Genomic DNA, 26610 nt, shown 5'->3' with positions numbered 1-26610 from the left:
TCCGGCTTTGCGTACCAGGCCGACCAGTTGAGATTGCCTACGTTTCAATCCCTGATAGGGTTTTAGGTTTTTTCCGGCTACAGATTTACCCGCTGTGCAGAGGCTGCGTTTTTTGTTTCAATCCCTGATAGGGTTTTAGGTTTTTTCCGGCCTAGACGAAGCTCGGAACAAGCTTAAGGAGGGAACAAAAGGTTTCAATCCCTGATAGGGTTTTAGGTTTTTTCCGGCTCTGAGGCTTCATCAATGGCCGTGATTAAAATACTGTTTCAATCCCTGATAGGGTTTTAGGTTTTTTCCGGCCGCAGAAACCAAGAAGGAAGCCGAAAAAGAGCTCGAAAGTTTCAATCCCTGATAGGGTTTTAGGTTTTTTCCGGCCGCGGCGGGCAAAAAACTATATCCCAAGGTTTGCGGGTTTCAATCCCTGATAGGGTTTTAGGTTTTTTCCGGCGTAAGAGTTTGCATTTATAAAAATTGCTTTACTTGGTTTCAATCCCTGATAGGGTTTTAGGTTTTTTCCGGCTTGTGTACAGTGGTTTTCATCGTTCCGGTATGGATTCCCGGTTTCAATCCCTGATAGGGTTTTAGGTTTTTTCCGGCAACCCTAAACTTTAAGCTATCGCATTAACAATTGAGTTTCAATCCCTGATAGGGTTTTAGGTTTTTTCCGGCTTTTTGCCCACGTAGTCGTCAATTTGCGAGATTTGGGTTTCAATCCCTGATAGGGTTTTAGGTTTTTTCCGGCCGCCCGTTCCAGAAGCCTGGGTGTATTTGGTTTTCAAGGTGCAGTTGCGTCAGTCAACAGCAAAAGTACCATTGCAGCCTTCGGCTTGTCAATACCAGATTTTCCCTACTCCCTGCAAAACCTTATGCTGTAAAGCTTACAGACTTTCCGTCAATCGTTTTTTCAGGCTAAGGGCATCAAACTGTTGCTGCACATGAGTTCGAGGCGAAAAATTTGATAGCCCGATTTTAACACCTACCCATTCACGGAAACTCAGCAAAAAATATTCTTCGCTCAACGGGCTCTACCCCACCAATACCTTCGATCTTAGCCTGACACCCAGTGCACAGCGGAAAAAACCAAATACTCTCTTCCTTGGGTTGGATGACTTTGTTGGGCGTGGCGATCGTAACTTAGAATTGAGTCCTAGCCTGCATCAATCTCCTCAAACGATTCCGCCAACCAGAAAGCAAAGCGATTAAAAAACAACTTCGATATATCAAAAAAAATTAGCTCATATTCAACAGCTAACGACTTAGACACTTATCTCTAAAATCTCACGAAAAAGCCAGATAAAAGCTGCCAAGTCGTAGACTTATCAAAATCTATGCTTTAGAAAATCACAGACCACAACTTATATTTTGCCGATATTTTACCCCAATTAAGTGCTAGGAGCGATCGAACCCGACCTATTCAGCCAAACCTAAAGCTTCAATAAATAGCGAATTTTTACCTGCCATATTTGCGGTATTTGCGATTCGCGCTTCCGAAAAATATTATTGGCGAATTGCCTACAAGTTCCCCAAATTAACTTAAAATCAGTAGAGTGGCATTTACCTTAAAACTACCTATGACAAAAGCCGAAATTAGCACCGAAAACATCACAGTTCCTAACGGGGATTTACAAATAGCTGCATACCTAGCCCAGCCAACCTCCCCAGGGCAATTTCCCGCAGTGATCGTAATTCAAGAAATCTTTGGCGTCAACTCGCACATCCGCGAAGTTACTGAAAGAATAGCAAAAGAAGGATATGTGGCGATCGCCCCAGCCATTTACCAGCGTCAAGCCCCCGGCTTTGAAACCGGTTACACACCCGAAGCCATCCAAATCGGCAGAGAATACAAAGAAAAAACCACAGCTTCCGAACTTCTGGGCGATATCCAAGCCACCATCAATTACCTCAAAACTCTACCCTCTGTCAAACCAGAAGGTTTTGGCTGCATTGGTTTCTGCTTTGGAGGACACGTCGCCTACCTCGCCGCTACTTTGCCAGAAATCAAGGCTACAGCGTCCTTCTACGGCGCCGGTATCGCCACCCAAACCCCCGGGGGAGGAACCCCGACGATCGCCCGCACAGCAGACATTAAAGGCACTCTATACGCCTTTTTTGGCACTCAAGACCCCAGCATTCCCTTAGAACAAGTTGACCAAATCGCCGCAGAATTGCAAAAACACAGTATTTCTCACCAAATTTTCCGCTACAATGCCGATCACGGCTTCTTCTGCGACCACCGCGGCAGTTACGACGCTACGGCAGCAGCCGACTCGTGGGTGCAGGTGAAGCAGCTATTTCATCAGCAACTTCAACCAGCTTAGAGAGTGGGAGATGGGGAGATAGGGAGATGGGGAGAGTGGGAAAATTTTTTCTACTGACGACTGCCAACTAAATTACTGACAACTGACAACTAAACTGACATGAATTCCAAATCTACAGGTTCTCAAAGCGCAAAAGCATCCTTTTCAATGGATGATTTTGCTAAAGCCCTCGAACAGCACAATTATGAGTTCCAGAAGGGACAAGTAGTGCGCGGCAAAGTGTTCGAGTACGACTCAAACGGCGCGTATGTTGATATCGGCGGCAAGTCTTCGGCTTTTTTGCCGATCGAAGAGGCTGCTTTGAGAACAGTAACGGATTTGTCGGAAGTGGTTCCCCTGGACGAGGAACGGGACTTTTTGATTATCCGCGAACAAGATGCAGATGGCCAAGTTACCTTGTCTCTGCGGCAGTTACAAATTCAGCAAGCTTGGGAAGATTTAATTGAATTGCAGGAAACCGGTAAAGTTCTTCAGGTGCGGGTTACTGGGGCGAATAAGGGCGGCGTGACAGTAGATGTTCAGGGAATGCGCGGTTTTATTCCCCGATCGCACTTAGTCGATCGCGATAACCTAGAATCGCTGATCGGTCAATCTTTGAGCGTTAATTTTTTGGAGGTCGATCGCGAACGAGAAAAACTCGTACTTTCCCAGCGGATGGCCACTCAATCGAATGCCTTCAAGGATTTGCAAATTGGTCAGTTGGTGGAAGGAAAAGTCAGCAGCATCAAGCCTTTTGGGGTGTTTGTGGACTTGGAAGGAGTTAGCGGTTTGCTGCACATCAAGCAAGTTAGCCAAAAATATATTGATAACCTTGGAAAGGTGTTTGCTCCCGGTCAACCCCTGAAAGCGATCGTGCTTGACCTTGATGAAAGTCGTGGCCGGATTTCACTTTCTACTCGGGTACTGGAAAATTACCCAGGGGAAATGGTGGATAAAATGGCGGATGTTATGGATACCGCAGAAGAGCGATCGGAACGCGCTCGAAAAACTCTTTCTTAAGTCTTGATATAATTACCACCCCGACTTCTTAAAGAAGTCGGGGCTCTAAGAGCGCGATCGTTTTACGTTTAATTAGCTTGATTTACTTATTTTGCATTGTACATCGACTTCTTATACCAGTTTCCCAAAAGAATCCAACTATAGGCTAACTCCCAACCCCTATCTAGTAAGTGAATACCTCTGGTCATTCAAACATCAAAAATCCAAAATTGTCTTACTTCTTCCTTTGGCGGTCTAACTCCATTTCAGCGTTCGTTATTTAACCCCATTAGCTACTACTCCCAATACTTTAAAATCGGCTACATTTAGTTGATCTAAAGCTTTGTTTACCAGTGCGCGATCTGTTTTTTCTATTTTTACTATCAGCACTGTACCATCAGTTTGAGAGGCTAGTAAATGACCATCTGCTAAACCAATTAAAGGTGGTGTATCGTAAATGACTAAATCAAATAACGCTAGGAATTGTTCCATTAAATAGTGCATCTTTCTCGAAGAAAGTAATTTAATTGGATCAGGGGGAATAGTACCAGCAGTGAGGACAAAAAGATTGTCATCGTCGGGTAATCGCTGAATAGCCTCATTTAAGCTTAAATCAGAACTTAAAGTATTACTTAAACCTTTCAGATTTGATAAACCAAGGTATGTGTGGAGTTGAGGAGAACGCATATTAGCATCCACTAATAATACTCGTTTACCCACAGCAGAAGCAGTTTTAGCTAAATAAAGTGCTACAGTTGACTTACCCTCACCTTTAAGAGTCGAAGTGATGGTTAAAGAACTTACTGGGTGTTCAGCATTTAATAATTGAATATTTGTATATAAGTAGTGAAATGCCTCGATTACAGGAAAATCTTGGGAATTTGAAACTATTATTCGTTTTAAGCTTGCACCGTTAGTATTTGAAGTTATGCTAGTGAATTGAGCGGGAACCCTTTCACCTCTACGAGATTTAATTTTCATCGCTTTGGCGATCGGAATGACTCCCAAAAGAGGGCGTTTAGTTGCTGATTTAATTTCTTCTGGAGTATGGAAAACAGTATTTAAAACTTCTACTAGAAAACCTACAGCAATGCCTAGTAAACTGCTAATAACGAGCGCGATCGCTAGCTGCCGGCGGGTTTGTTTTTCTGTTACTGGGTCGAGCTCACCTTTTTCGTTTGTGACTAACTGTGGTTTAGATATAATTTGCCAAGAGTCATAAATTTGACCAGCATCTATTTGTAAAGTTTTTTGTTTTTCCATGAACAGCTTGAGAGTATCTTTAGCTAGTTCTAGTTTTAATTGTAGGTCATCATAGCGACGTTGAGCTTGGGGCATTTGAGTGATTTTTGCTTGCAGTAAATTTTGGCTATTAGTTATCACTCGCTCGCGAACTTCCAACTGTTCTAGTTGTGATTTCATCTGAAAGAGAACCGACTCAGCTTCTGTTTTCATTAAATCGCGCAAACTTTGCTGCTTTTCCCGCAAAGATTGAATGGGAAGGCTATTTTCATAAAATTGAGTAGAGCTTAAAGCTAATTGCGACTCTATTTCAGTTATTTTGCCAATTAAACTTTCATAAGACTTAGGGCTAATATCAATAATCCAACGATTATCGCCATTTAAAGATCTTTTTTTGTAGTTTTCATATTGCTGCCTACTTTCTGCTAGTTGTACTTGCACTTCTAGGCGACGATTAGTTACACTATCTAGCTGATCTGATAGGCTGCGGCTGCGTACTTCTGGTTGATTAAAGTTATACTTAATTCTTAAGGTTTGTAATTCTTGCTGCAAGTTATCTACTTTCTGCTGGAGGGGTGGCATTTGTCTAGCGATAAAATCAATACTTTGTTTGCTAACCCTTAAGCGCTCTTTGCCCATATATTCTCGGTAATATTTGGCAATTTCTTCCAGCACATATTTGATGCGCTTGGGGTCTCGATCACGGTAGCTAATATCTAGGAGTTTAGTACCCCCCTGCTTCCCATCTCGCAAGAAAGTAACACGTTGGATAGTCAAGCGGTTGTTGAGATTTTTATAGTCAAAATTTGGATATCTTTGTTGCAATTTATTAACTAATGGTATTAGCACTTCGGGGCTTTTTAAAACCCGCGTTAAACTTTGATAATCCACCGAGGAACCGTCTTCCGCTGATGACTTAATTCTGTTCAAGTCTGTGATGCCTATACCGTTACTTTGAGCTTGGACTAAGAGCTTTGATAGCCGATCGTCTGTCGTAAGCGGTTCTGCTAAAACTGTAAATTTTCCTTCATACTCAGTAATAGATTTTTTGGCAGCCCTGAACACGAAAGTACCGGTCAAAGTACCTATGCTGGCAGCTACTATAGCCATCACCAGAAGGCGACGTTTGACGACAGCTACTACCCATCCAATATCAAGGGCTTGGTCATCTCCTTCTGGGGTACTAGCTACGTAGTTAGGGGAGGCAGCAGACAGATAGTGACCATTAAGATCATCCTTTAGGGGAGAAAACAGCTTTTTATCCATAAGGCTAATTTTATGAAATTCCTAATTTCCTAAGAGTCTGAGTAGCTCTATTAGTCGGGTGGGAACGAGAAGTCCACCAATAATACTACCAGCTGGTGTGAGAACAGTGGTAATGGTGTCTACCAAGGTAGCAGTCCTCGATCGTCCCACTATAATTATGTCATTATCTTGAATAAGTGGGTTGGTTTGAGCATCGATTCCTTGATTCAAATTAATAGCTACTTCCGATCGGGATATAGTTCCATTAGGATTCAGCCTGATCAGTTCCACGGCTCTAGAGTTAGCGCGAGTTAGTCGGAAACCCCCTGCACTCATAATTGCTTGATTTAAGGTAGTATTAGGAGGTAATTTGAGCCCACCCGGAGTATTTACTTCTCCGATAACACTCACTTGCACAGTCCCCGGAGCAAAGCTAGCAGTAGCTAGAACAGAAACTTCTCCTGGGTCGATAGCCGTCGCTGTCGGGACAAAGATGATATCCCCTTCTTGTAGTATAGTATCTTGAGAGGTATCTTGTTCTTGCAAATATTGCCAGAGGTTAATAGTGCGGATTTGTTGTTTGCCACTTCTAGTATAACGTTGGAGTTGGATTTGGCGAATATCGGCGATTGATGTGATGCCACCAGCTAGTTGTAGAGCACGGATAATTGTCGGCTGTCCGTTGGTTCTTTGACCATTTTGGGTATCACCACCGATCGCTACATATCTACCGGGACGCTTTACCTCTCCGAATACTGAGACACTACGGGGTTGCTCTGCTGGTATAGAAAAAGTAGATTCACTAACTTGATTTGTTTCTGCTAAATTAATTGTTTCTTGAGGGGGAACCAAGATTTGATCTCCATCTCGCAACGTGATATCTTGGGTGGTCTGACCAGTTTGTAAATAATCCCACAGATTATAAGTGATAGTTATTTCTTTGTTAGGTGTGAGCCGACGCCGCACAATTACTCGGCGGATATCAGCGCTAGCTCGAATACCCCCAGCTTTTTCTAAAGCTTGAGGAAGGGTGGGAAACTGAACAGATGGTCTGTTGCCACCTCCATTAGCTAGGGGCAATAAGTAGGAGCCGGGACGGCTTATTTCACCAGACAACCAAATATTGATCGGGCGGGCAGCTTGTAAGCTGATGGTAACTAAAGGTCTTTTTACAACGCGGCCATAAGCTCTAGTGATAACTTGGGCTGCCTGTTCTAAAGTTAATCCTTGAAGGGGAATACTACCAATAATCGGGATTTGAATAGCTCCCCCAGCGGGAATTTGATACTCCCCACTAAGCTGGGGCAGATCGTAGATATCAATTCTAATATTGTCTCCACCACCTAGATAGTAGTCAGTATTAATGCTTATTGCGGGGGCAGGGGACTGAGCGAGGTTAGTTTGAGGGTAGGAGAGAGTGAGTACCAGCGCCAGCAGTGGCAGTTGTAAAGCACGCAGGGTAAGCCATTTCATAGGTAGTAAGAAATTTGATGATAGAGGTAAAGCCATGAAAGATATTTTAAGGGTGCCGATGTTTGCGTTGATGTTGTTTTGTGTAGCGGTGATCGTGTTTGTGACTATTTATATTTTAGTCGCACGCCATCCCAAATTGGGTGCCAGATTAGAAAAGATTTTTGTGGGGATACTTTTTTTTACCATCACTGGTGGATCAGGTATCATGGCCATGCCCTTTACCAAACTCCATCCTAACATTTTCTACAACTTAGAAACTACACCCCCAACTATAATTGGTCAAATTGCAATTTATGGGTCCATGATATTAATGTTATTTCCCCGCTTAACTAAAACTACCCAAAAAACAGTCTCTCTAGTCATTAAATGGATAGCAGGAGACATTTTTTTAGGTTTGTTTTTGTTGATTATGACTTTGTCGGGATTGTGGTCACAAACTCCTGAAATTACTTTTAGGGCTATTTTTGCTATGTGGGGAATCACACTGGTTGCTATTTATGTAGGGAAAATGTATAGTTGGTTGGAAATTTATGGATTATTGAGATGGCTAACTGGTCTATTAGCTTTATGGGCAGTTGTGAACCCAAATCCAGCACCGGACGGTTGTTGGACAGGAGTGTTAGGTCATAAAAACCCTTTTTCTTTTCAAATGGCTAATACAGCTTCTTTATGGATTTTATATGCTTTTCAGGAGCGTAAGTATCGATATTTCTCATTATTTATTATTTTAATAGCTTTAGTAGGATTGCAAAAAGGTTGTAGTGGTGCTAGTCGGATTTTGACAGTGGTATTAATCTGTTTGTGGAGTTATTTAGCACTCTTAAAAAAATTACCTGTAAAATGGGCTTTTGTCTGCTTTATCTTATTTTGGGTCGGTAGTATAGGTATAAGTATTTTGGTGTTAAATAATTTAGAGGCTATTATTGTGGATGGCTTGCAAAAAGATATGACTTTAACCGGTAGAACCGATTTTTGGCCTTTAATTATTGATAGAGTTAATCAAAATAATCCCATATTTGGTTATGGAGTGCAAGGATTTTGGCAGTCTTGGCGTGGCATGGACAACCCCGCTTACGGAATTTTAGTAGCTAAAACGGGTTTTGTGCCACCCCACTCTCACAATGGTTTTCTTGAAATACTTTGCGAACTGGGTTGGGCTGGATTATTGTTGTTTATTGGGTCATTTTTTAATAATATATTTAGAGGTATAAAGTACCTAGTTAAAGGAAGTTTTCCAGAGTCAGGTTTGCCTTTGTATTTATTAACATTTACGCTCATGACCAATTTGACAGAGGGGGGAATATTCGGGGTTGGTACTTATTGGTGTTTGTATATAGTTTTATCGGTAAAATTGAGCTTAGATAGGACAGCTAAGGATAATCCACACTGATGATGTCAGCCTTTGGTCAGGCTTATTAGGAGAATCTTTAAACAGAATAGGCATCTCCCCGACTTCTTAAAGAAGTCGGGGGTTTAACACCGATCGCATTTTACGTTTAATTAAGTGGGTTCACTTAATATGACTTGCAATTGTTTCACTCTCCACCGTTGCTTCCACTGGCCAAGAATTTTCCATCTCTAGTGTTTGTTTCGGCTGATAAACTGCCAAGTCGAACCAGAAAGTCGTACCCACATTAACTTCGCTAACTAAATTAATTTTAGTGTGGTGCTTGTCAATAATGTTTCTGACAATAGAAAGACCTAATCCCGTTCCTTCTAAAGTGTGTACTCGGTTTTCTACCCGGAAAAAGCGATCGAATATTGCTTGTTGGTCTTCAGGATCTATGCCAATTCCAGTATCAGAAATTTCGATCCGCACTACCGGAAAATGTTTGGCATCCGGTGACAAGTTTTGGTTGAGGGAGTGACCGTCTTTGTGGGTTGGCGCCTCCGGCTCTAGCAAATACGCTCGAATGGCCACCTTGCCGCCTGACTGAGTAAATTTTAAGGCATTTCCTACTAAATTTGCAAATACTTGCAGTAACAAATCGTAATGACCTAAAGCAGGCGGCAAATACGGGTCAACTTCTTGCTCTAATTCAATGCCTTTATCCTTAGCATTTAACTGATAAGTCCGCAGGGTTTGTTCCACAGCTTGCGGGAGGTCAACAGCCTCCAAGTGATAAACTCGGCAGGATTCCAGTCGCGACAAGTCTAACACGTCGTTAACTAAACGAGTTAGTCGATCGGTTTCTCGATTGGCAATTTCTAGGAATTCCCTGCGCTCGCTTTCTAGAAGGTCTTCTCCGTACTCGTGGAGAGTCTCGATAAAAGATTTGATATTAAATAAAGGTGTTCTCAATTCGTGAGAAACATTGCTGATAAAATTGCTTTTAGCCTCATTGAGTTCTACTTCCCGAGTGATATCCTGCACTGTCATTGCAATGCCTTTGAGACTTTCTCGGTAATTTCCGGAACCTTGATGCTTGGAGGTTTGCTCGTAGAAAGTACACTCTACAGCTACCGGGCGTTGTGGTTCGGTACAGGTATCTTCCTCATGGCGGATGCAGCTTTTGCACAGCGGTTCTGCCCCGGGCGCTTTGTGCAGAATGACTGTAGTTAAAACAATCCGAATTGTACGGTTAACTGGTTCGCTCATAGAGATGCGAAATTCGCCGCCTTCGCGATCGCCCGCAGCTATTTCCTGCAAAGGTCTAGCCAATTCCTGCTGCACTTCCGAAGGCAAAATGTTCAGAACATTTACTCCGATCGCTTTTTTGCCTTGCCATCCAAAAATCCGCATCCCCGTCGGATTAACTAAAATAACCTGCAAATTTGCGTTTAATAAAAGCGCGCCATCAGCAATCGTTGAAACCAAAGTTTCTAACTTAGCTTTTTCCGCTGTCAGCTCTTCAATATTTTGTTCTTCATAACTTTCGAGTTTCTGGGCCATTTCATTAAAGCTGCCGATCAACTCGCCCAATTCTCCCCCTAAAGGCAGGTCAACTCGCTGCTTAAAATTACCGCTGGCAATGTTTTTGACCCCAAAAACTAATTGTTTGATCGGCTGAGTAATTGTCAGGGCATTAAATACAGCTCCCAAAATTACCATTACCCAAATAGTGACAAATACTGCTAAAGTGACATCCCTAGTTAGATTTGAAGAGATAACTGCTGCAGGATTTGGGTTAATGCCGATCGCCAAAACTCCCAAATATTTGTCTTCATGAATTAACGGCACAAATACATCGGTAACTTCTCCATCTGGCGTCAAATGCTGCCGCACCAAAGGCAAAGAAGTTAAATTTCTCGCCTCAATATCGGCGAGAAAATTATCGGGAAGTTTGATCTGGCGGCGCAGCGTCAGGGAAGTTTCCACCTCGGATTCCGAAAAGGGTATGCCCAGGAAAATATCCCCCGCTTCGTCTGCGTAAAGCATATAGCGGACGCTGGAGGTGCTGCTGTAAAATTGGCGGGAAAAGCGGGCTACTTCGGAGCGATCGTTTTTGGCAATCAGCGGCGCCACATTTGCCGCCAACAGCAGACCGAGGTCGCGGCCGTAGCGAGTATCGTTAAGTCGGGCGTCTTGCTGGATAGTATTCACGGCCCAGAATGTCAGGCCGCTCATAATTAACGATACTACGAGGGTAGCAGCGGCCATCAGGCGGGTCTGGAGGGTAAAATCCGACCACCAGCGGGCAATAATTTCTCCGATTTTGTTTAGTATGGCCAGCATTTCACCTGTTCACCAGTTCAATATTAAAAGCAAGATCAATTCAGTTGGCTCCCGATCGAATTTTCTGCAGCGACTTGTCCGCTACCGCCACCGCAGAGATACCAAACTTCATTGTTACATTTCTACATTGAGATTGCTTGGCTGTGGGATGGCGGCCGATGTCGCAGTTCCTAATTTTTATCGCCAAGCGCTCGGCGACCGATGTCCCGACGGCAGTAGACGCCTTCAAATTGGATGCAATCAACTGCTGCATAAGCTTTGGAGATAGCTTGTTCCAAAGTTTCTCCCGTCGCAGTGACGCCCAAAACCCGGCCGCCGTCGCTCACCAACTGCTGCTGCTTCAACTGAGTGCCGGCGTGAAACACTTCTGCTCCTTTGGCTTCAGCTTCCTCAATACCTGTAATAACTTTGCCTTTTTGATAAGTTCCAGGATAGCCCCCAGAAGCCAAAACTACGCAAACAGAGGCCCCCGACTTCCAGCGAATAGAATATTCACCGAGACGCTGGTGACAGCAGGCCAGCACCAAATCTTCCAAAGGAGTTTCCAGCAGCGACAAAACCGCTTGAGTTTCCGGGTCTCCGAAACGGCAGTTGAATTCTAAGACTTTGGGTTCTCCGTCGGGGGTAATCATTAAACCTGCGTAGAGTACACCCCGGTAGTCGATTTTGCGTTTTTGCAGTGCTGCGAGGGTGGGTTCGAGAATTTCTTCTTGAATCCTTTCCATGAGTTCCGGGGTGACAATGGGCGCTGGGGCGTAGGCTCCCATACCGCCGGTGTTGGCTCCCTGGTCGCCTTCACCGATAGCTTTGTGGTCTTGGGCCGGCAGCAACGGTTCCACTGTGATGCCGTCGGTGAGGGCGAGAATCGAGACTTCTTGACCTGTTAAGAATTCTTCGACGACGACTCGGAGGTTGTCGGTGCCGAATTCGCCTCGGAAAATGGTGTTGATGGCGCTGTGAGCCATTTTAACGGTGGTGGCAACGGTGACTCCTTTGCCTGATGCGAGTCCGTCTGCTTTGATGACTATTGGGGTTCCTTGTTCCAGAACGTATGCTTTGGCTGCTTCTGCGTCTGTAAATACGGCAGCTTTGGGTGTGGGGATGCCTGCTTGGAGCATCAATTCTTTGGCCCAGGATTTGCTGGATTCAATTTGGGCACCGGCTTTGGTGGGCCCGAAAATCATGAGTTTTTTCTGTTGGAAATAGTCGGCGATGCCTAGCGATAGGGGCAATTCGGGGCCGACGATGACTAATCCGATGTTGTTGACCATCACAAAGCGTTCGATGCCTTGGAAGTCGTCGATGTTGAGCGACAGATTTTGACAGCCTGGGGTCGTAGCTGTGCCGCCGTTGCCCGGTACGCAGAATACTTGTTTAATCCGCGTAGATTCTAGCAGTTTTTTTGCGATGGCGTGTTCGCGCCCTCCGTTTCCCACAACTAAAACTTTCACAGTATCCTCACCTATAAATTTTGTTTCCTGAATGTCTGATTTTCAGTGTTGGCATCTGTCTATCTGCTTTTTGCAGTGCTGTCAATTATGCCATGCTTGGCGCTAGGGAATTGCTAGATGTGGCACTTTTCTGGAGGAGCGGGCTTCGACCGCTGTTTCTCAATGGCTGGGAGCGTGCAATAATTAAAGACTTTAGCTGCCCAATTTTTATGGATTCTGCCTCGATTTAATCCTGCAATTAAAACTCTTTTCTGGCTTTTAACTCTTCAATTACTGCAATAGAGCTAGGGCCAAATAGCGATAAGATAGGCAGGTTGACTCTGCGAATTTTTACTCACATGAAATCAAATCAAACCGCTGCGAGTTCGTCTGCCCAATTTAAGCGGGTGGGCGTTGTCGGCGGCGGCCAGCTAGCTTCGATGATGGGGGATGCTGCTAGGGCGCTAGGTATTGAATTGGTAGTACAAACTCCCCACGCTACTGACCCGGCAGTTTCTGTTGCTGCTGGTGTTGTTTTGGCTGCTGTTGATGATGTTTTGGCTACGGCTCAATTGGCGGCTGGCTGCGATGTTATTACTTTTGAAAATGAGTTTGTGGATTTGGATGGTTTGCGGCCGCTAGAACAGCAAGGTGTGTTATTTCAGCCGAGTTTGTCGTCGCTTTCTCCTTTGTTGGATAAGTACGTTCAGCGCTGTTATTTACAAGGTTTGGGTTTGCCAACTCCGAGGTTTTGGGAATGGGATTGCAGCGCGGATTTGCCCCCAGAATTGTTTAAGGCGGTGGCGATCAACTTTCCGGCAATTTCGGTTTCCGACAGCGTGCAGATGGAAGGAGACTCGGATGCTGGATCGATCGACTTTCCCTTTGTCGTCAAAGTTCGCCGCCACGGTTATGACGGCCAAGGTACTTTTATTGTTAACGATCCGGGGAGTTTGGAGTCAATTCGTGCTAAACTCCAAGGTCACTCTTTGCTAGTGGAAGAGTTTGTGCCGTTCGATCGCGAATTGGCAGTGATTGCGGCTCGATCGGCAAATGGCGAAATTGCGATTTATCCGATAGTGGAAACTCAGCAGCAAAATCAGGTTTGTCATCTGGTGATTGCGCCCGCTGATATTAGTTTAGATGTCAAAACTGAAGCTTGTGCGATCGCCCGCACTCTCCTCAACAGTTTGCAAGCTGTCGGCGTATTCGGCATTGAATTATTTTTAACCGCCGATAATAAGCTGTTAGTCAATGAAATTGCACCCCGCACTCACAACTCGGGACATTTTACAATTGATGCTTGCAAAACTTCACAATTTGAACAGCATTTGCGCGCAGTTTGTCAACTGCCTTTAGGCAATTCGGATATGAAATGTGCAGGCGCTGTCATGGTAAATTTGCTTGGCTACGAGTCGGCCCAGTCCGATTATTTAGCAAAAAGAAAACAACTGGCACAAATTAGCGGTGCTTTTGTACATTGGTATGGTAAGAAAGAATCGCGTCCGGGCCGCAAACTCGGTCACGTTACAGTTGTGCTCGACGCGGACATGGTGGCTCAGGGGCGATCGTCAGCAGAGGATCTCGCTCAAACCGTAGAATCCATCTGGTATGCAAGTTAAATTGCTCGAAGGTTGCCAAAATCTGGTTAGTTGGTATATATTAAATAAAGGTTCTACTGCGACGTTGGTGACTGCCAATAATGTTTTTTTGATCTATAACTCTTAACTCTCGGGAATCAAGATGTTTGGACAGCAGTAAACTGGGCTTGTACCCAGAAACTTTAAGTCCGAGCCAACGGTACCCACCTGGTAAAATACCAGGTCAAAAGCTGAGGTAAGACGGCGTTGCGGGGAGCCATTAAAATTTCGATTGAGATAGGCGCTGTGAAATATGGCTAGCCTATTTTTTTTTGAGATAAACGCCTTTGTCTTACTACATCTTCAAGTTTTGCCTAAACTCCTCTAGACAGGGCTATTTTATTCTAAATAATATCGTTTCCGGTTGCATCGGAATAATAAAATCGAGTCAACAGTTAACGCTCAACCATTCAGTTTTTCGACTCGCCCGTCAACATTCAACAGTCAACAGTCAACAGTCAACAGTCAACAATAATTCCGGTGCAACCGGAATTGATATAATGCCTTAGCCATGATATCGTTTCCGGTTGCATAGGAAGGAATAATAAAATCGAGTCAACATTCAAAACTTAACAATCATTCAGTTTTTCGACTGACAGTCACTCGTCAAGCTATGATGAAAAGTGCAACCGGAATTGATAGGACTTGTCGATCGCGCCTGAGATAAAAATAAAGCGATAAGTTAAATTGACGACGGTCGATCGTGCCATATTTCCAGCGGTACTGGCCGCAACCTTCCCGCTACTTCTACACTCGGCCAATTCGGATCAAAAGTCAAATTTTCCAACGTTCCATCGCTGTGAATTAAAAACGTATCCTCAATTTTTGCTCCCGACAAACTCGGATTCCAAGCCACAGCCATATTTTCTGCCAAAATATCTGAAGTAGCCGGATTCGCCACAATTTCCCGCGCCAAATATCCGGTAGTTCCGCCTTGATGGTGTTCCGCAATTGCTTGAGGATATCCGTGCTCTTCGTAAGTAGTTTTAAGCGTATCATAAACCGCATTCAGCGTTACTCCCGGTCTACACAAATTTAGCGCCGCTGCTTCAATTTCCCTGACTTGTCGGTGCAACTCTGAATACTTTTCCCCCAGAAAATCGAAACAGACAAATCTGGTTAAATTTGCATACAAACCCCATCCCCTCGCGCAAAATACTAACATTGCTTGTCGTCCAATTTGTTCGGCGGTAGCTGTGGCGTGGCGGTACATTGGTAAACGCCTTTCTCCAGCAACTAATGTCAGGGCTGGATGCAAACCTCTCGCCCACAAAGCCTCTGCACCGGCTCCCGCTAGCTGATATTCTGTCCATGTTGGTTTGGCTGCGGAAAGTACCTCTGTCATCGCTTCGCTGGCTAAACGCCCGACTCGCCGGTATCGCTCTAATTCGCTTGACATCATTGTCTGTTTGCGAGACTGTAAAGATGCGATTATTGGCGTTTCTTTGGGATAAATTGGCCGATCGCTCATGACGTTACCGTCACCAGTAATTTCTTTGACGAAAGCTTCGCGCTGTGCAACATCTGCCCAAGGATAGATGTGCATTTGAAAGTTGGCTGGCAATTCCTCGTCCTGCAAGCGTTGAGCTTCGATTTCATCGGTGAGAACCCAAGCGTTTTCGGCAGTAATTAATATTTCTGCAACTCCGGTTTCTGCCGTTAGCAATACTGTATGGGAACCGCCGGCTGTTGCCCAGGCAAACCAATCAGTGCCTCGCAAGCGAAGGGCGATCGCTCCTGTTTCGGTTAAGGCTTGGCGGATGAATTCGAGTTTTATATCGACTTCTTTGTTGAATGAGTTTATCATATATTGACCCAAAATCTAAAATCTAAAATCTAAGATAGATTGACCGATACGGCTTGCAATTCTTTAGCTTTTTCTTCGGGTAAAGCGTCGTTGGCAAACATTCCGGCGGCGAGTTCGGTTCCTGCGAGGTATTTTAGCCGCTCGCTCGATCGATAGGGCGGATAAAATTGGGCGTGCAAATGCGCTTCTGGATGGGGTTTCCCGTCTGTTGGCCCTTGAAACCAAGCCATCAAATAAGGGAATGGGCGATGCCACAAACCGTCATATTTTAGGGTGACTGTTTTTAAGGCTTTAGCGAGTGATTGACGCTGTTTTTCCGTCAAATCGATAAATGTAGCAGCGGGGGCGATCGGGGCAATCCACACTTCGTAAGGGTAGCGGGCACAAGCGGGGACAAAGGCGATCGCCTCTTCGTCTAAATAAATAATTCGCTGTTTGTCGGAAATCTCTTTTTGAATCAAATCTTGCAGCAAACCGCTACTGTTTTTTTCATAATAAACCGATTGACACTCTAACATCCGTGCCGGCACCGGTGGCACGAACGGATAAGCGTAAATTTGACCGTGGGGATGGTGCAAAGTTACTCCGACTTCGACGCCGCGATTTTCAAAGGGCAAAACGTATTGAATTTCGGGATTACTGCCAATAACTGAAGTGCGATCGGCCCATACTTCTAACAATAATTCCAAGTGAGATAACTCCAAAGAACCCAATGAAGCTAGCGGATCTTGAGTGAAAACAACGACTTCGCAAATGCCCTTGGCAGGCAAAGTTTCGACAATATTTGCAGGTGCATTTTTTGCTTGCACAGTCAGCGAGGGAAAGCGGTTGTCAAACACTGCTACATCGTACTCTCCCGGTGGCAATTCTGTCGGAAACTTAGGGTTAATTGTAGCTGCCAGCGGGTTGTATTCCGGCGGCGGCATGAAAGTTCTTCCCTGACGGTGGCTGGCGTATGCTACCCATTCCCCCCGCAAAGGATGCCACCGAAAGTGGGGGTTTGCCTCTACTGGTTCATTGCTGGGACTTACGGCCGCGATACCTTCTGGGATTGGGTAGCGACTGTACAGTGTGAGTGGGCGGCCGTCTGGTTTTAGCAATGTTTGGGCGTACATTTTTTGTAGGGGCGGGCGATCGCGTTTAATATATTTTAGGAGTATAACTTCGTGCTTTGAGCATCCGCCCCTACCTAAAGTCGCAAATTATTTTAACAAGTTTACTTTGCAGTACCAACGTCAGCCGACCGTCCGCAAGTCCTCCAGGGGTGGAAACCCACGGGTTTTTTAGCTAAAGAGCTCGCTATGAGGACTAATGAGTTCTTGAGTCATATCTAAGAGGACTTTAGCTTTGACAGGACTTACGCAGGCCCACTATATATAGTGTGCCAAAAAAGGGATCTCCTTTTTCTCTCATCAAGAGTGAGCCTCACGAGATTAAAAACTTGATCACTCAAAAAATCACCAATCCTCCTGTTTAACAAGATATAGCAGTAGGAAAGGATAGTGGTCAGACTAACTAGAAAAATTTAATAATACTCTGATACAAAGAATATTTTGTAGGGGGAAATCACCACTTTAAAATACTCTCCAATATTATAGGCAGCTCTTTGGTATTTTATTGATGAGTAGAACGCCAGTTGACCTATCAAATAAAACCCTTAATTATTGACTGTGCAGGGCTACCTAATTTTTAACCTTTGATTCGCATAGGCTAAACTTAACGGATATTGCCACTTTAATTATCCGCGCTCCACACCTTCGCAATTGTATCCCTATTATTGCAGGTACTGCCACATTAGTGCAGCGAATTACAGCGTTATATAACAAGGTAATATTGCTGACTAAATAGCAGCAGAATTGGATCGTCTCTGCTTAGCGCAGGTTTATCCTGCACTGATTATCACGAAAATTGAGCAGAGATAGAAGCAGAGTTAGTGGCCCAAGAATCGGAATATGAGCGTTGGACAGCATTAAATAACCTACAAATGCAGGAGAAATGAGTCAGCATTAGTCTTTTTAATGAGGGCTAAAGTCCTGACTGCGATCGCAATTCCCAATTACCCAGTATATTTATCGATCGACCATTCGATCGAGCTTTTCCTTAACCAACAAGTCTAACAACGAGCGCAACACAAACAAGCCACCAAATCCCGAAACCGCAAAAGCTGCGATCGCCCCCGTTTTGTATCCGCCCACTAGCAGCACTGCACCCGACAAAAACACAAAACCAGTCAGGCAAGCAAAAATTAGAGTTTTCAGGGCTAAATTAATGCGTTTCAAGGCTCTTTCGCTCTCGATATTTCGCACTCTAATTTGCAGTTCGCCCTCTTCAATTCGCTGCTCCAAACGCTTGATAAAAACCTGCGATTTGCTCGGCTGCCGTAACTTATATGTAATAAAACTTCGCGCTTGCCTTGCCAATTCTCCGATCGCATTTCCCCGCCCCTTGCTCACCGCAATACTCTTGACAAAAGGCTGAGCCGATGCTATGAAATTGTAGTTAGGGTCGAGAGTTCTAGCTATGCCGTCGAGAGTCGTCACGGACTTGACAATAAACATCATTTCTGCAGGCAAGCGAAACGGTTGCTGCTCGAACATGATGTAAAGTTCGTTCTTAATTTCATTAAAAGCTTGAAGGTCGATGGGCTTATCAATAAACTTATCCAACAGAAAAGCAATCAGCCTGCGTACCGGCATCATATCCGGCATCGGCTCAATCAAGCCGATCGAAATTAAAGTATTGAGTACCTCGTCAGTATCCTTTCTCATCACAGCAAAAAAAGTCTTGACCATTTGGTCTTTAGCCAGAGACTTTATCTCAGCCATCATCCCAAAATCGTAAAAAATCAAGCTACCATCTTCTGTCACCGCCAAATTTCCCGGATGCGGGTCAGCTTGAAAAAAACCGTCTATTAACAACTGTTTTAAATAACAGCAAATTCCGAGTTGATTGAGCTTCACAATATCCACTCCAATCGCCTCTAAACTAATTCGGTCGTCCACCTTAATGCCTGGTGCGTATTCTAGAGTCAGCACTTTTTTAGTCGTGTATTGCCAGTAGACTTTCGGGACAATAACCTGAGGATATTCTCGAAAATTATGGCTAAAGCGATCGGAATTTTTACCTTCTTGCACGTAGTCAATTTCTTGATATAAAATCTTAAAAAACTCGTGATAAATAGATTCCAGGTCATATTTGCGCGTCCCAGGCAAATAGCGATCGCAAAAACGCATCACTTGGCGCACCGCCTTCACATCCAAATCAAATAAACTTTCCAAACCCGGACGCTGCACCTTCACAATCACATCTTCCCCGGTGTGCAGCCTCGCTTTGTGTACCTGTCCCAGACTCGCAGCAGCGATCGGCGACGGGTCAAAATCGCGGTACAAAGCATAAATATCCTTGCCTAACTCTGATTCTACAAGAGCGATCGCCTCTTCGGAACTAAACTGAGGAACCCGATCCTGCAACTGTTCGAGTTCCTTGACATACTCAAGCGGCAGCAAATCCGCCCGAGTCGAGAGAGACTGCCCGATTTTAATAAAAGTCGGGCCTAAATTCAGCAAAGTATTGACCAACCAATGAGCCCGAATTCTTCTAGTTTGAGGCGAATTATTTTGCAGCAGTCCGTCCCACCACAAAAAAAACATAAACTTTCCCGCCGCTGCAAAAATGTCTATTTGCCGTGCCAGTGGCGAATATTTAGAACGTTGCCAACGCAGGGTTTTAGGTGCAGCTTTTGTGAGCATAATATTGGCTATCGAATTTCATGCACCGTGACAATTTTTTGGGGACAATCCAGGACGCAGAAACCGGCTTGTACGAAAAGACGGGTGGCAGGCCTTTGAAACAGTTAAAAAACTCAGTTTCTTTGGTCTATACTGCGTAATGTCATCTCCAACTATACAATTATAATTAAGTTCCTAGTAAGTAATGCAAGTCCTCATTAATTATTCATAAATAGAGGACAGTCGTACTCACGACAAACACGCGCTAATTACAGCCCAATAACTAGACATAATATAAGTCTTGGGGAAAATCAGCAATTGAGAACCGGCAATTTAGACTGCAACCAGACCAATAATTCAAAACAGAGGACTTGGTAGGGTTTACGACATTTCCAAATCTCCCTCTTCTGGCAAGTTTTCTAGTTTCGCCTGTTCGCTGCCAATTCCCAGCAGCTTCTCAACCGAACTATTCTTCTACATTACAGAGTTCCGCTGCAAATTGCGGCAGAGTCAGAGTAAAAGATGTGCGCCACAAATTGTCAGATTCTGAACTTTCTGCCGGACAGCTAGATACATCAATAGTACCATTCAAGTGCTGCACTAAAGACTTTACCAGAGCCAGACCCAAACCCGTACCGGCGATAGCTTGGTCAGTAATGCCAGTGCCACGGCGGAACTTGTCAAAGATGTGGGGCAAATCAGCAGCAGAAATGCCGCGCCCGAAATTAGAAATGCTCAGGACAATATAGCCGGCTGCCTCAGACGCCTCCAAAACTACCGCCGTTCCAGAAGCAGAGTATTTTCCAGCATTCGTCAGCAGTTCCAGCAGCACCCGATTGAGAATGTCCGGGTCGGTTTCCCAGCAAGGGGTTAACTTGGGCAAATCCACCTTCAGAGTCAATTGCTTATCCGCCCACTGTTTTTCAAAATCCTTAACTAAATCTTGAAATAAACGGTTGAGATCGATTTTGATTAGAGAAATCGGGACTTGCTGAGGCTCAAACTGCTTGAGGGCCAGCAAATCGTTAACCAGAGCAGTTTCCTTAGAACACTGCTGTTCGAGAATGTCGAGATACTTAGTCCGACTCGCTGACGGCAGTTCAGCTTGTTTGAGCATCAGAATCGCTAGCTTCATGATTGTTAAAGGGGTACGCAACTCGTGACTCAGAGTGCTGAGAAACTCGTCTTTAATCACCTTCAATTTCCGCATTTGCTCTAGCTGATTGGCAGATTGTTCGTACAGTTTCCCCTGCAGGTCGAGGCTTTGCTGCAACTGAGCGGTTCTGTCTAAGACTGCTGTTTGCAATTCCTTAAGCGTTTGAGTTTGGATAATCATCTTGCTCGCTTGAGCGCTGACTGATTCCAGAACTTCTAATTCTTCCGGGGTCCAAGTGCGCGGCTCGGAGTGCTGCAAAACCAAGAAACCCAAAACTGTTTCCTGGCAGCAACCGCCCGTGAGGGGAACCAGCAGCAAGCCGCGAATACCTTGGAGTTTCAAAATTTCTTTGGCTGCTTCTTGTTCTTTGCCGATTAATTCGCCTGCGTCAGCGAGGGCGAGGGGTTTGGGTGCGCCGTGGAATGCTTGGCGGCACAAATTAGATTCTGACAGCCAAAAAGCGGGAGAGTTATTTGGTTTGGAGTTGGGGATTTTGGATTGGGAATTAGCAGTTTTATCCTTGTTTTTTGTTTTGGATGTTGAGCTTTTTTTCCCAGTAGCGCTTTGTGTTATTGCCTGTTTGTTTGGAGCTTTTTTTACAACGGATTCGCAGAGGAATTCGACTTTCGCTTTGGGCGTTTGATTGGGGGAGCGATCTTTAAATAGAGGGTCTCTATATTTCAATAGCAGGATTTGACCTCTATCTACTTCCAGGGTATCGACGGTATTTTCAATAACTTGCTGCAATATTCGATCGACTTCTGAATTTGTGTCGAGCGATGCAGCAACTGACATGAGTAGATTTTTGTATTTAGCTTGTCGCTGTAACTGTTCGTTTAAGCTGGCAATTTCTTGAGTTTTTTGAATGTGAGAAATCGCGATGCCGATCGCCTCTGATGCTGCTTCAAGGCGCTGCCGATCGGCTACCGACCACTCGTGAGGTTGCGACTTACCAACAATCACCATGCCATTTACAGCCCCTCCAAATCGGGCAGGCCCTGCCAAAATTGCCCGCAAAGGCAGCGCAGTCACAGGAGAATTGGGCGATGAAGCTGCCGGACTATCAAGATAATCGGATATCGCCACTATCTCGCCGTCTGCTAGGACGTTTGCCCAAGCGGGATGTTCGAGTGATATGCTAGGCGGTTTTAATCTTGGGGTTTGCGGGTGTTCCGGTGTTTCGGTGGAATCCGCAACACCGGCAACATAGGGGAAATCGCTGCTATTTTGCCAGTAAGCATTCGGATTTACTACTTTTTGGTCAACCACAGCAGTAACCCAACAGAAATCTGCCCCCCATGCAACCCCCAAAGTATTGGCTATTTGCAGCAGCAGGAGTTCTCGATCAAAGCTGGTGGCGAGAATTTGGCAAATTTGTCGCCCGAGAAGGGCAGGATCGACCTGGAACTGCATAAGACGATCCAGAAATTTTTGGACTGATACTGGTTCTGCGATTTGCGGTAAATGCAAAGTGCAAGACTCGGACGGCGATCGGTCGATCGGACTAAAGTCTTGATTTCCCTGGCAATCGATCATGGCAACCAAGCCTTTATTCTAAGATGTTTGAGCCGGCTCCCGCTGCAACAAATATAGAACTTTTCCATAACTGTCGGCTTGACTGTTATGACCCTGCTTTCTGTGTTTGTGCAGCCTGTCGGCGGGTCACTAGATATCTGAAAATATACCCCGAGCTGACAGAGTTCTATTTTCCCGTTTTCTACCCTTCGAGCTGTACGGGATGAACTTTACCATCCTTTACCGGATGATTATCAATCGATTCCCGCTAATTTTGACTGTTATTGTATAGTATGAAGCTTTTCTAGAGACCGCTTAGTGACACCCTTCTCCTCACTTTGTGATGTTTCCTATTTAAGTTTGCGATATTAACAAATTTTTATTTGGATACAAATCCGCCGATCGAGTGACAGCGATCGCAAAAATTCCCATTCAAAAAATTATCAATCATAACATAGTTGAGAGTTTTCGAGTTTTTGCTCAAAAACTCATTTTTCACAACACCTAGAGCCGTGCAGCCAAGTCTCTGGTTAAATTTCTCCCACTTACCTGCTTACTTATTTTGTGCTTCCTGTTGGGCTTTATCGCTATTTTGGCGGTAAAGTGCAGTCCGGTTCTGAGCCGTTGTGTAGCGGGGATGCTTGGAAGGCACGGCGGCCATCAAATCGGAAGCTTGCTGCCACTTAGCAGCTACGACTAACCAATCCTGGCGAGATTGAGCGGTTTTGCCCTGGGTGGCTGCTTGTTCGGCTACTCGCACTGCTTGGGCAAAAGAGTCAACAGCAGAATTAACAGTCTCCTTAGAAATTTTCAAAGCAGGTTTTGCCTCCGAGGCAGGGGCAGTTGCTACGGCTTGGGTGGTGGCTTGTGTGCTGTTTGGCACTTGGGAATTAAGTCCTTTGTAGATGGCTGCCACTGCTGCAAGTAACAGCACGGTCAAGCTGATGCCGCCGACGATACCGCGCTGAAATTGCCGCGGTTGCTGCATCGATCGAGGTATAGCCATTCTCGGCAAAGCCCGCTTGCCGGAGAGAGCTTGGCGTTCGTGATGGTTGCTCAGAGCTAAACGCTTGAACAAATTCGGCTTTCGGAGTTTAATTTCTTGAGACCACAACAGTTGATTATCGGGATCGCGGCTAATTTCTTCGAGCCACAGCAGTTGGTGTTCTCGGACAAGCCGACTGTTGATGTTGACTCGGCGAATATTGTGGGGCGAAATGCGTTCCAAAATTTCTCGGACTCGATCGACCAAACTAGACTCTTCGAGCATTTGGGGCGTTGCAGCTTCGCACAGCAGTTGCAGCACCCCGTCTGCAAACACAGCTCGGGCCCTGACCCCTACCTGTGCCAGTTCGTCATTAAGGATTTGAATAATCGATGCAACCGAGCCCTCGCGAGCTTGTCGAGCAATGTCATCTATTGGATTTGCCATAAAACTATCTTGACGCTTAGCAATCTGTTAATTGTTAACCCAAAGTCTCGGATCTAATTTTTACTCATACAGGTTATCACTGACACTGCCAGGTTAAAATAAACAGATGCAAATCTTGCATACCGATCCACTTAAAATTATCACCACAGCATCGAGCGAGGCTAACAGGAAATAAACTATGGGTAAAGTAATTAGCGGTCACATTTTTGTTGTAGACGACAACATTGATACAGATCAAATTATCCCGGCCGAATACCTGACCCTGGTTCCCTCGAAGCCGGATGAGTACGAGAAACTAGGCAGTTACGCTATGATTGGCTTGCCCGATCGCTACGGTAAGTTTATCGAATCCGGTGAACAGAAAACCCGGTATCCGATTATCATAGCAGGCGAAAATTTTGGCTGCGGTTCTTCGCGGGAGCACGCTCCGATAGCTCTCGGGGCCGCCGGCGTCACAGCAGTGGTGGCTTTGTCTTACGCCCGCATTTTCTTTCGCAATTGCTCGGCTACTGGCGAATTGTACCCGATGGAATCAGTCGAGCGACTCTGCGACTTGTTTGTAACCGGCCAAGAAGTGACGATCGACTTTACAGCAGAGCAAATTATCAACCACACTCTCGATCGAACTTTCTCGCTCAAACCTTTAGGAGAAGTAGGCCCGGTAATAGATGCCGGAGGGCTGTTTGAGTACGCGCGCCAAACGGGAATGATTGCGGCTCGCTCTTAACTTTTAAAACCCTGCAGTGTAGGGTGTACCACCGGGCGCACCTTACGAATATCTCCCCGCTCAAACCGCTCCCATCTAGGGTGCGGGGAAATTTTCTCACATCGACTCAATAAAATTCAATAAAATGCGCTGGTGAGCAATGCCAAAAGGTCGCACATCTCCTGACTGCTCAGAATAGCATTTGCCAGCCCGAATCTGCTCGGGTGTCAACAACTTCATATCCCACCCCTCAAGCAAAACTAAATCCTTGACATCCGCACTAAGTTGTGCATGAAAAACGTGGCGAACGACATCTTTTTCGACATCACAACAGAAAAAAGAAACACTTGCAGGAGCATAGCCAATTTCCTCTGATAATTCCCGCACTACAGCAACTTCCGGCGTTTCTCCCGGTTCCAAGTGTCCGCCAAACAAAGCCCAATGTCCGGGATACCTGATATGAGGAATATCGTCCCGCAACTGACAGAGAAACTTGCCCTCTCGGTACAAAATCGCGATCGCAACGTGAATTTTAGTCATGTGTTAGAAAGAAAAGAGAAGGAAAAAAGTGCTGTAGGAGCGGGTTCAGCAACATCTGTAAAATTAACCAAAAATATAGGTAAACCCGCCCAGACCATAATATTATGGTTGATGAACTTTGAAGATAAATAAACAGCTCCAAATCGCCCAAGCACAACTATAAACCTTTGATTTGTAGGAAATAGACTTACTTATTGAAATAAATTAGCAGCTTCGTATTTTTATTTATTAGCCGCTGGAGTGCGCTTTAATTGCTCCATTTCCTCAACATAAACTTCACCTAAATCCTTTCCTGCCAATTCCTTCAGAGTAATACTCTTGTAGCGGACTTCTCCCTTCAGCAACACTTCATCGCCAAGCTGGGGCAAATCTTGCGTGGTTAAAATCCAAATACTGCCAGTACCATCCTCCAGTTGATAGGCCGCATTCCCCACAAACGGAGCGCGATTTTCCACCTTTCCCCGGAGATAAACTTCAGCATCCACTTGCCGCTTTTGTTGAACGTCGCCAATGCTAGCCACATTAAAACCAAGATTAAGTTGAGACAGAGGTAAATTGCCACAACTGAAAAAACCGCTGGCGAGGATTAGCGATAAAGAGCCGGTGCAGAATCTTTGAACCCAAACTTGCTTAATTGCAGTAGTCATTGGTCAACTGATTTGAGATTTGAGATGTGAGATACGACTTACTTTAACAGAATCCCAAGAATCGATCGCAAGTAATAAATTTCTCTAGTGTAGTCCTTGGCGGGGATTAAGCTAAAATCTAAAATCGTCCGCCCCTAACCCAGAGTCTACAATGGATGCCAAAACTGCTCAAATACTAGATGGCAAAGCTTTAGCGACAAAGATTCAAACCGAGCTGAGCGATCGAGTTCGCGCCCTACAACCCCAAAAGGGGCGTCCTCCCGGACTTGCGGTGCTGATGGTGGGCGACAACCCAGCTAGCGCAGCCTATGTTCGCAATAAAGAGCGAGCCTGCGCTAAAGTTGGCATAGCTTCCTTCGGTCAGCATTACCCCGCAAACGCTACTCAAGCCGAACTAGAACTTGCAATTCGTGCACTCAACGAGGACGATCGAGTAGATGGCATTTTAGTTCAATTACCGCTACCAGAACACTTAGATGCAATTGGGCTGCTGTACCAAATTGCCCCCGACAAAGATGCTGACGGACTTCACCCTGTAAATTTAGGCCGTCTCGTGCGCGGGGAGCAAGGTTTGCGGAGTTGTACTCCCGCCGGAGTGATGCGCTTATTGCAGGAATACCAGATTGATTTAAAAGGAAAAAATGCCGTTGTTTTGGGACGGAGTATTTTGGTAGGTAAACCGATGGCGCTGATGCTGTTAGAAGCCGATTGTACTGTTACTGTAGCTCATTCGCGATCGCAAAACTTAGAATCGATTACCAATCAAGCCGATATTTTAATAGCCGCAGTCGGCCGCACAGAAATGATTACAGCTAATATGGTCAAACCTGGAGCAGTAGTAATTGATGTCGGTATTAACCGCGTCGTCAATCCAGACGGTACGAGTCGTTTGGCCGGAGATGTTGATTTTAATGCTGTTAAAACAGTAGCCGAATTTATCACGCCGGTGCCGGGAGGAATCGGGCCGATTACTGTTGCTATGCTTTTGGAAAATACCGTATCGAGTTATATTGAATACGGTTCTAATTGAATTATGACCCACTTGTGAGCCAGTATTGGCTCAATTAGTAGGGTTAG

General features: G+C 45.1%; 17 protein-coding genes, 1 other RNA gene and 1 CRISPR repeat array (1 of these 19 running past the window's edge). Of the genes, 7 read left to right on the top strand and 11 right to left on the bottom strand.

Going from position 1 to position 26610, the window contains the following annotated elements; all coding sequences use genetic code 11:
- A CRISPR array of direct repeats spans positions 1–742; the repeat unit is 37 nt; unit sequence GTTTCAATCCCTGATAGGGTTTTAGGTTTTTTCCGGC (it extends 1852 nt beyond the left edge of the window).
- A gap of 829 nt (positions 743–1571) precedes the next feature.
- Positions 1572–2318, top strand: coding sequence for a dienelactone hydrolase family protein (locus tag QUB14_RS01005; protein WP_333213552.1), 747 nt, complete (start codon positions 1572–1574; stop codon positions 2316–2318).
- Between the two features lie 99 nt (positions 2319–2417).
- Complete coding sequence (locus tag QUB14_RS01000) at positions 2418–3317, top strand: S1 RNA-binding domain-containing protein (RefSeq protein ID WP_333213554.1); 900 nt, start codon at positions 2418–2420, stop codon at positions 3315–3317.
- A gap of 255 nt (positions 3318–3572) precedes the next feature.
- Here QUB14_RS01000 and QUB14_RS00995 read toward each other — a convergent pair whose 3' ends face one another.
- Complete coding sequence (locus QUB14_RS00995; protein WP_333213556.1) at positions 3573–5804, bottom strand: polysaccharide biosynthesis tyrosine autokinase; 2232 nt, start codon at positions 5802–5804, stop codon at positions 3573–3575.
- A 21-nt stretch (positions 5805–5825) separates the two neighbouring features.
- Positions 5826–7256, bottom strand: coding sequence for an SLBB domain-containing protein (locus tag QUB14_RS00990; protein WP_333213558.1), 1431 nt, complete (start codon positions 7254–7256; stop codon positions 5826–5828).
- 34 nt (positions 7257–7290) lie between these two features.
- Here QUB14_RS00990 and QUB14_RS00985 point away from each other — a divergent pair, with 34 nt between their 5' ends.
- Positions 7291–8646, top strand: coding sequence for an O-antigen ligase family protein (locus QUB14_RS00985; protein WP_333213560.1), 1356 nt, complete (start codon positions 7291–7293; stop codon positions 8644–8646).
- Positions 8647–8766: 120 nt separating this feature from the next.
- Here the strand turns inward: QUB14_RS00985 and QUB14_RS00980 are convergent, their stop codons facing one another.
- Both QUB14_RS00980 and purD read right to left on the bottom strand, forming a co-directional pair.
- Complete coding sequence (locus QUB14_RS00980; protein WP_333213563.1) at positions 8767–10932, bottom strand: ATP-binding protein; 2166 nt, start codon at positions 10930–10932, stop codon at positions 8767–8769.
- A 170-nt stretch (positions 10933–11102) separates the two neighbouring features.
- Positions 11103–12383, bottom strand: coding sequence for a phosphoribosylamine--glycine ligase (gene purD / locus QUB14_RS00975; protein WP_333213566.1), 1281 nt, complete (start codon positions 12381–12383; stop codon positions 11103–11105).
- A 338-nt stretch (positions 12384–12721) separates the two neighbouring features.
- On the opposite strand from purD, the gene QUB14_RS00970 reads away from it, so the two are divergent.
- Together QUB14_RS00970 and ssrS are read left to right on the top strand one after the other, a co-directional pair.
- Positions 12722–13984 carry a 5-(carboxyamino)imidazole ribonucleotide synthase gene (locus QUB14_RS00970; RefSeq protein ID WP_333213568.1) on the top strand — a complete coding sequence of 421 codons (1263 nt, stop codon included), beginning with the start codon at positions 12722–12724 and terminating at the stop codon, positions 13982–13984.
- 50 nt (positions 13985–14034) lie between these two features.
- Positions 14035–14222: non-coding RNA, 6S RNA (gene ssrS, locus QUB14_RS00965), on the top strand.
- Positions 14223–14684: 462 nt separating this feature from the next.
- On the opposite strand, the gene QUB14_RS00960 is transcribed toward ssrS, so the two are convergent.
- The 5 genes from QUB14_RS00960 to QUB14_RS00940 all read right to left on the bottom strand — a co-directional run bounded on the left by QUB14_RS00960 (position 14685) and on the right by QUB14_RS00940 (position 23640).
- Positions 14685–15809, bottom strand: coding sequence for a M24 family metallopeptidase (locus tag QUB14_RS00960; RefSeq protein WP_333213570.1), 1125 nt, complete (start codon positions 15807–15809; stop codon positions 14685–14687).
- Positions 15810–15838: 29 nt separating this feature from the next.
- Entirely contained in the window at positions 15839–16924 is a 1086-nt protein-coding gene (gene galT / locus QUB14_RS00955) for a galactose-1-phosphate uridylyltransferase (RefSeq protein WP_333213572.1), read from the bottom strand.
- Positions 16925–17878: 954 nt separating this feature from the next.
- Positions 17879–19558 carry an AarF/ABC1/UbiB kinase family protein gene (locus QUB14_RS00950; protein ID WP_333213574.1) on the bottom strand — a complete coding sequence of 560 codons (1680 nt, stop codon included), beginning with the start codon at positions 19556–19558 and terminating at the stop codon, positions 17879–17881.
- Between the two features lie 445 nt (positions 19559–20003).
- Positions 20004–22229 carry a GAF domain-containing sensor histidine kinase gene (locus QUB14_RS00945; RefSeq protein ID WP_333213575.1) on the bottom strand — a complete coding sequence of 742 codons (2226 nt, stop codon included), beginning with the start codon at positions 22227–22229 and terminating at the stop codon, positions 20004–20006.
- A gap of 532 nt (positions 22230–22761) precedes the next feature.
- The gene (locus tag QUB14_RS00940) at positions 22762–23640 is read right to left on the bottom strand and encodes a hypothetical protein (protein WP_333213577.1); all 879 of its coding nucleotides are present in this window, start codon (positions 23638–23640) and stop codon (positions 22762–22764) included.
- Positions 23641–23818: 178 nt separating this feature from the next.
- On the opposite strand from QUB14_RS00940, the gene QUB14_RS00935 reads away from it, so the two are divergent.
- Positions 23819–24367 (top strand): LeuD/DmdB family oxidoreductase small subunit, encoded by a 549-nt coding sequence (locus QUB14_RS00935; protein ID WP_333213579.1) that lies wholly within the window; start codon positions 23819–23821, stop codon positions 24365–24367.
- Positions 24368–24463: 96 nt separating this feature from the next.
- Here QUB14_RS00935 and QUB14_RS00930 read toward each other — a convergent pair whose 3' ends face one another.
- Entirely contained in the window at positions 24464–24886 is a 423-nt protein-coding gene (locus QUB14_RS00930) for an NUDIX hydrolase (RefSeq protein WP_333213581.1), read from the bottom strand.
- Positions 24887–25107: 221 nt separating this feature from the next.
- Entirely contained in the window at positions 25108–25533 is a 426-nt protein-coding gene (locus tag QUB14_RS00925; protein WP_242722186.1) for a DNA-binding protein, read from the bottom strand.
- 151 nt (positions 25534–25684) lie between these two features.
- Here QUB14_RS00925 and folD point away from each other — a divergent pair, with 151 nt between their 5' ends.
- Positions 25685–26563 carry a bifunctional methylenetetrahydrofolate dehydrogenase/methenyltetrahydrofolate cyclohydrolase FolD gene (gene folD, locus QUB14_RS00920; protein ID WP_333213584.1) on the top strand — a complete coding sequence of 293 codons (879 nt, stop codon included), beginning with the start codon at positions 25685–25687 and terminating at the stop codon, positions 26561–26563.
- Positions 26564–26610: the final 47 nt, after the last annotated feature.

The organism is Microcoleus sp. B3-D2, from assembly GCF_036705345.1.
Taxonomy (GTDB): Bacteria; Cyanobacteriota; Cyanobacteriia; order Cyanobacteriales; family Microcoleaceae; genus Microcoleus.
This window is presented reverse-complemented; position numbering and strand designations above follow the sequence as displayed.

Excerpts from the sequence above, each read along its gene's own strand:
- QUB14_RS01005 (WP_333213552.1), top strand. The coding sequence starts at position 1,572 with ATGACAAAAGCCGAAATTAGCACCGAAAACATCACAGTTCCTAACGGG.
- QUB14_RS01000 (WP_333213554.1), top strand. The coding sequence starts at position 2,418 with ATGAATTCCAAATCTACAGGTTCTCAAAGCGCAAAAGCATCCTTTTCA.
- QUB14_RS00995 (WP_333213556.1), bottom strand. The coding sequence starts at position 5,804 with ATGGATAAAAAGCTGTTTTCTCCCCTAAAGGATGATCTTAATGGTCAC.
- QUB14_RS00990 (WP_333213558.1), bottom strand. The coding sequence starts at position 7,256 with ATGAAATGGCTTACCCTGCGTGCTTTACAACTGCCACTGCTGGCGCTG.
- QUB14_RS00985 (WP_333213560.1), top strand. The coding sequence starts at position 7,291 with ATGAAAGATATTTTAAGGGTGCCGATGTTTGCGTTGATGTTGTTTTGT.
- QUB14_RS00980 (WP_333213563.1), bottom strand. The coding sequence starts at position 10,932 with ATGCTGGCCATACTAAACAAAATCGGAGAAATTATTGCCCGCTGGTGG.
- QUB14_RS00970 (WP_333213568.1), top strand. The coding sequence starts at position 12,722 with ATGAAATCAAATCAAACCGCTGCGAGTTCGTCTGCCCAATTTAAGCGG.
- QUB14_RS00960 (WP_333213570.1), bottom strand. The coding sequence starts at position 15,809 with ATGATAAACTCATTCAACAAAGAAGTCGATATAAAACTCGAATTCATC.
- galT (WP_333213572.1), bottom strand. The coding sequence starts at position 16,924 with ATGTACGCCCAAACATTGCTAAAACCAGACGGCCGCCCACTCACACTG.
- QUB14_RS00950 (WP_333213574.1), bottom strand. The coding sequence starts at position 19,558 with ATGCTCACAAAAGCTGCACCTAAAACCCTGCGTTGGCAACGTTCTAAA.
- QUB14_RS00945 (WP_333213575.1), bottom strand. The coding sequence starts at position 22,229 with ATGATCGATTGCCAGGGAAATCAAGACTTTAGTCCGATCGACCGATCG.
- QUB14_RS00940 (WP_333213577.1), bottom strand. The coding sequence starts at position 23,640 with ATGGCAAATCCAATAGATGACATTGCTCGACAAGCTCGCGAGGGCTCG.
- QUB14_RS00935 (WP_333213579.1), top strand. The coding sequence starts at position 23,819 with ATGGGTAAAGTAATTAGCGGTCACATTTTTGTTGTAGACGACAACATT.
- QUB14_RS00930 (WP_333213581.1), bottom strand. The coding sequence starts at position 24,886 with ATGACTAAAATTCACGTTGCGATCGCGATTTTGTACCGAGAGGGCAAG.
- QUB14_RS00925 (WP_242722186.1), bottom strand. The coding sequence starts at position 25,533 with ATGACTACTGCAATTAAGCAAGTTTGGGTTCAAAGATTCTGCACCGGC.
- folD (WP_333213584.1), top strand. The coding sequence starts at position 25,685 with ATGGATGCCAAAACTGCTCAAATACTAGATGGCAAAGCTTTAGCGACA.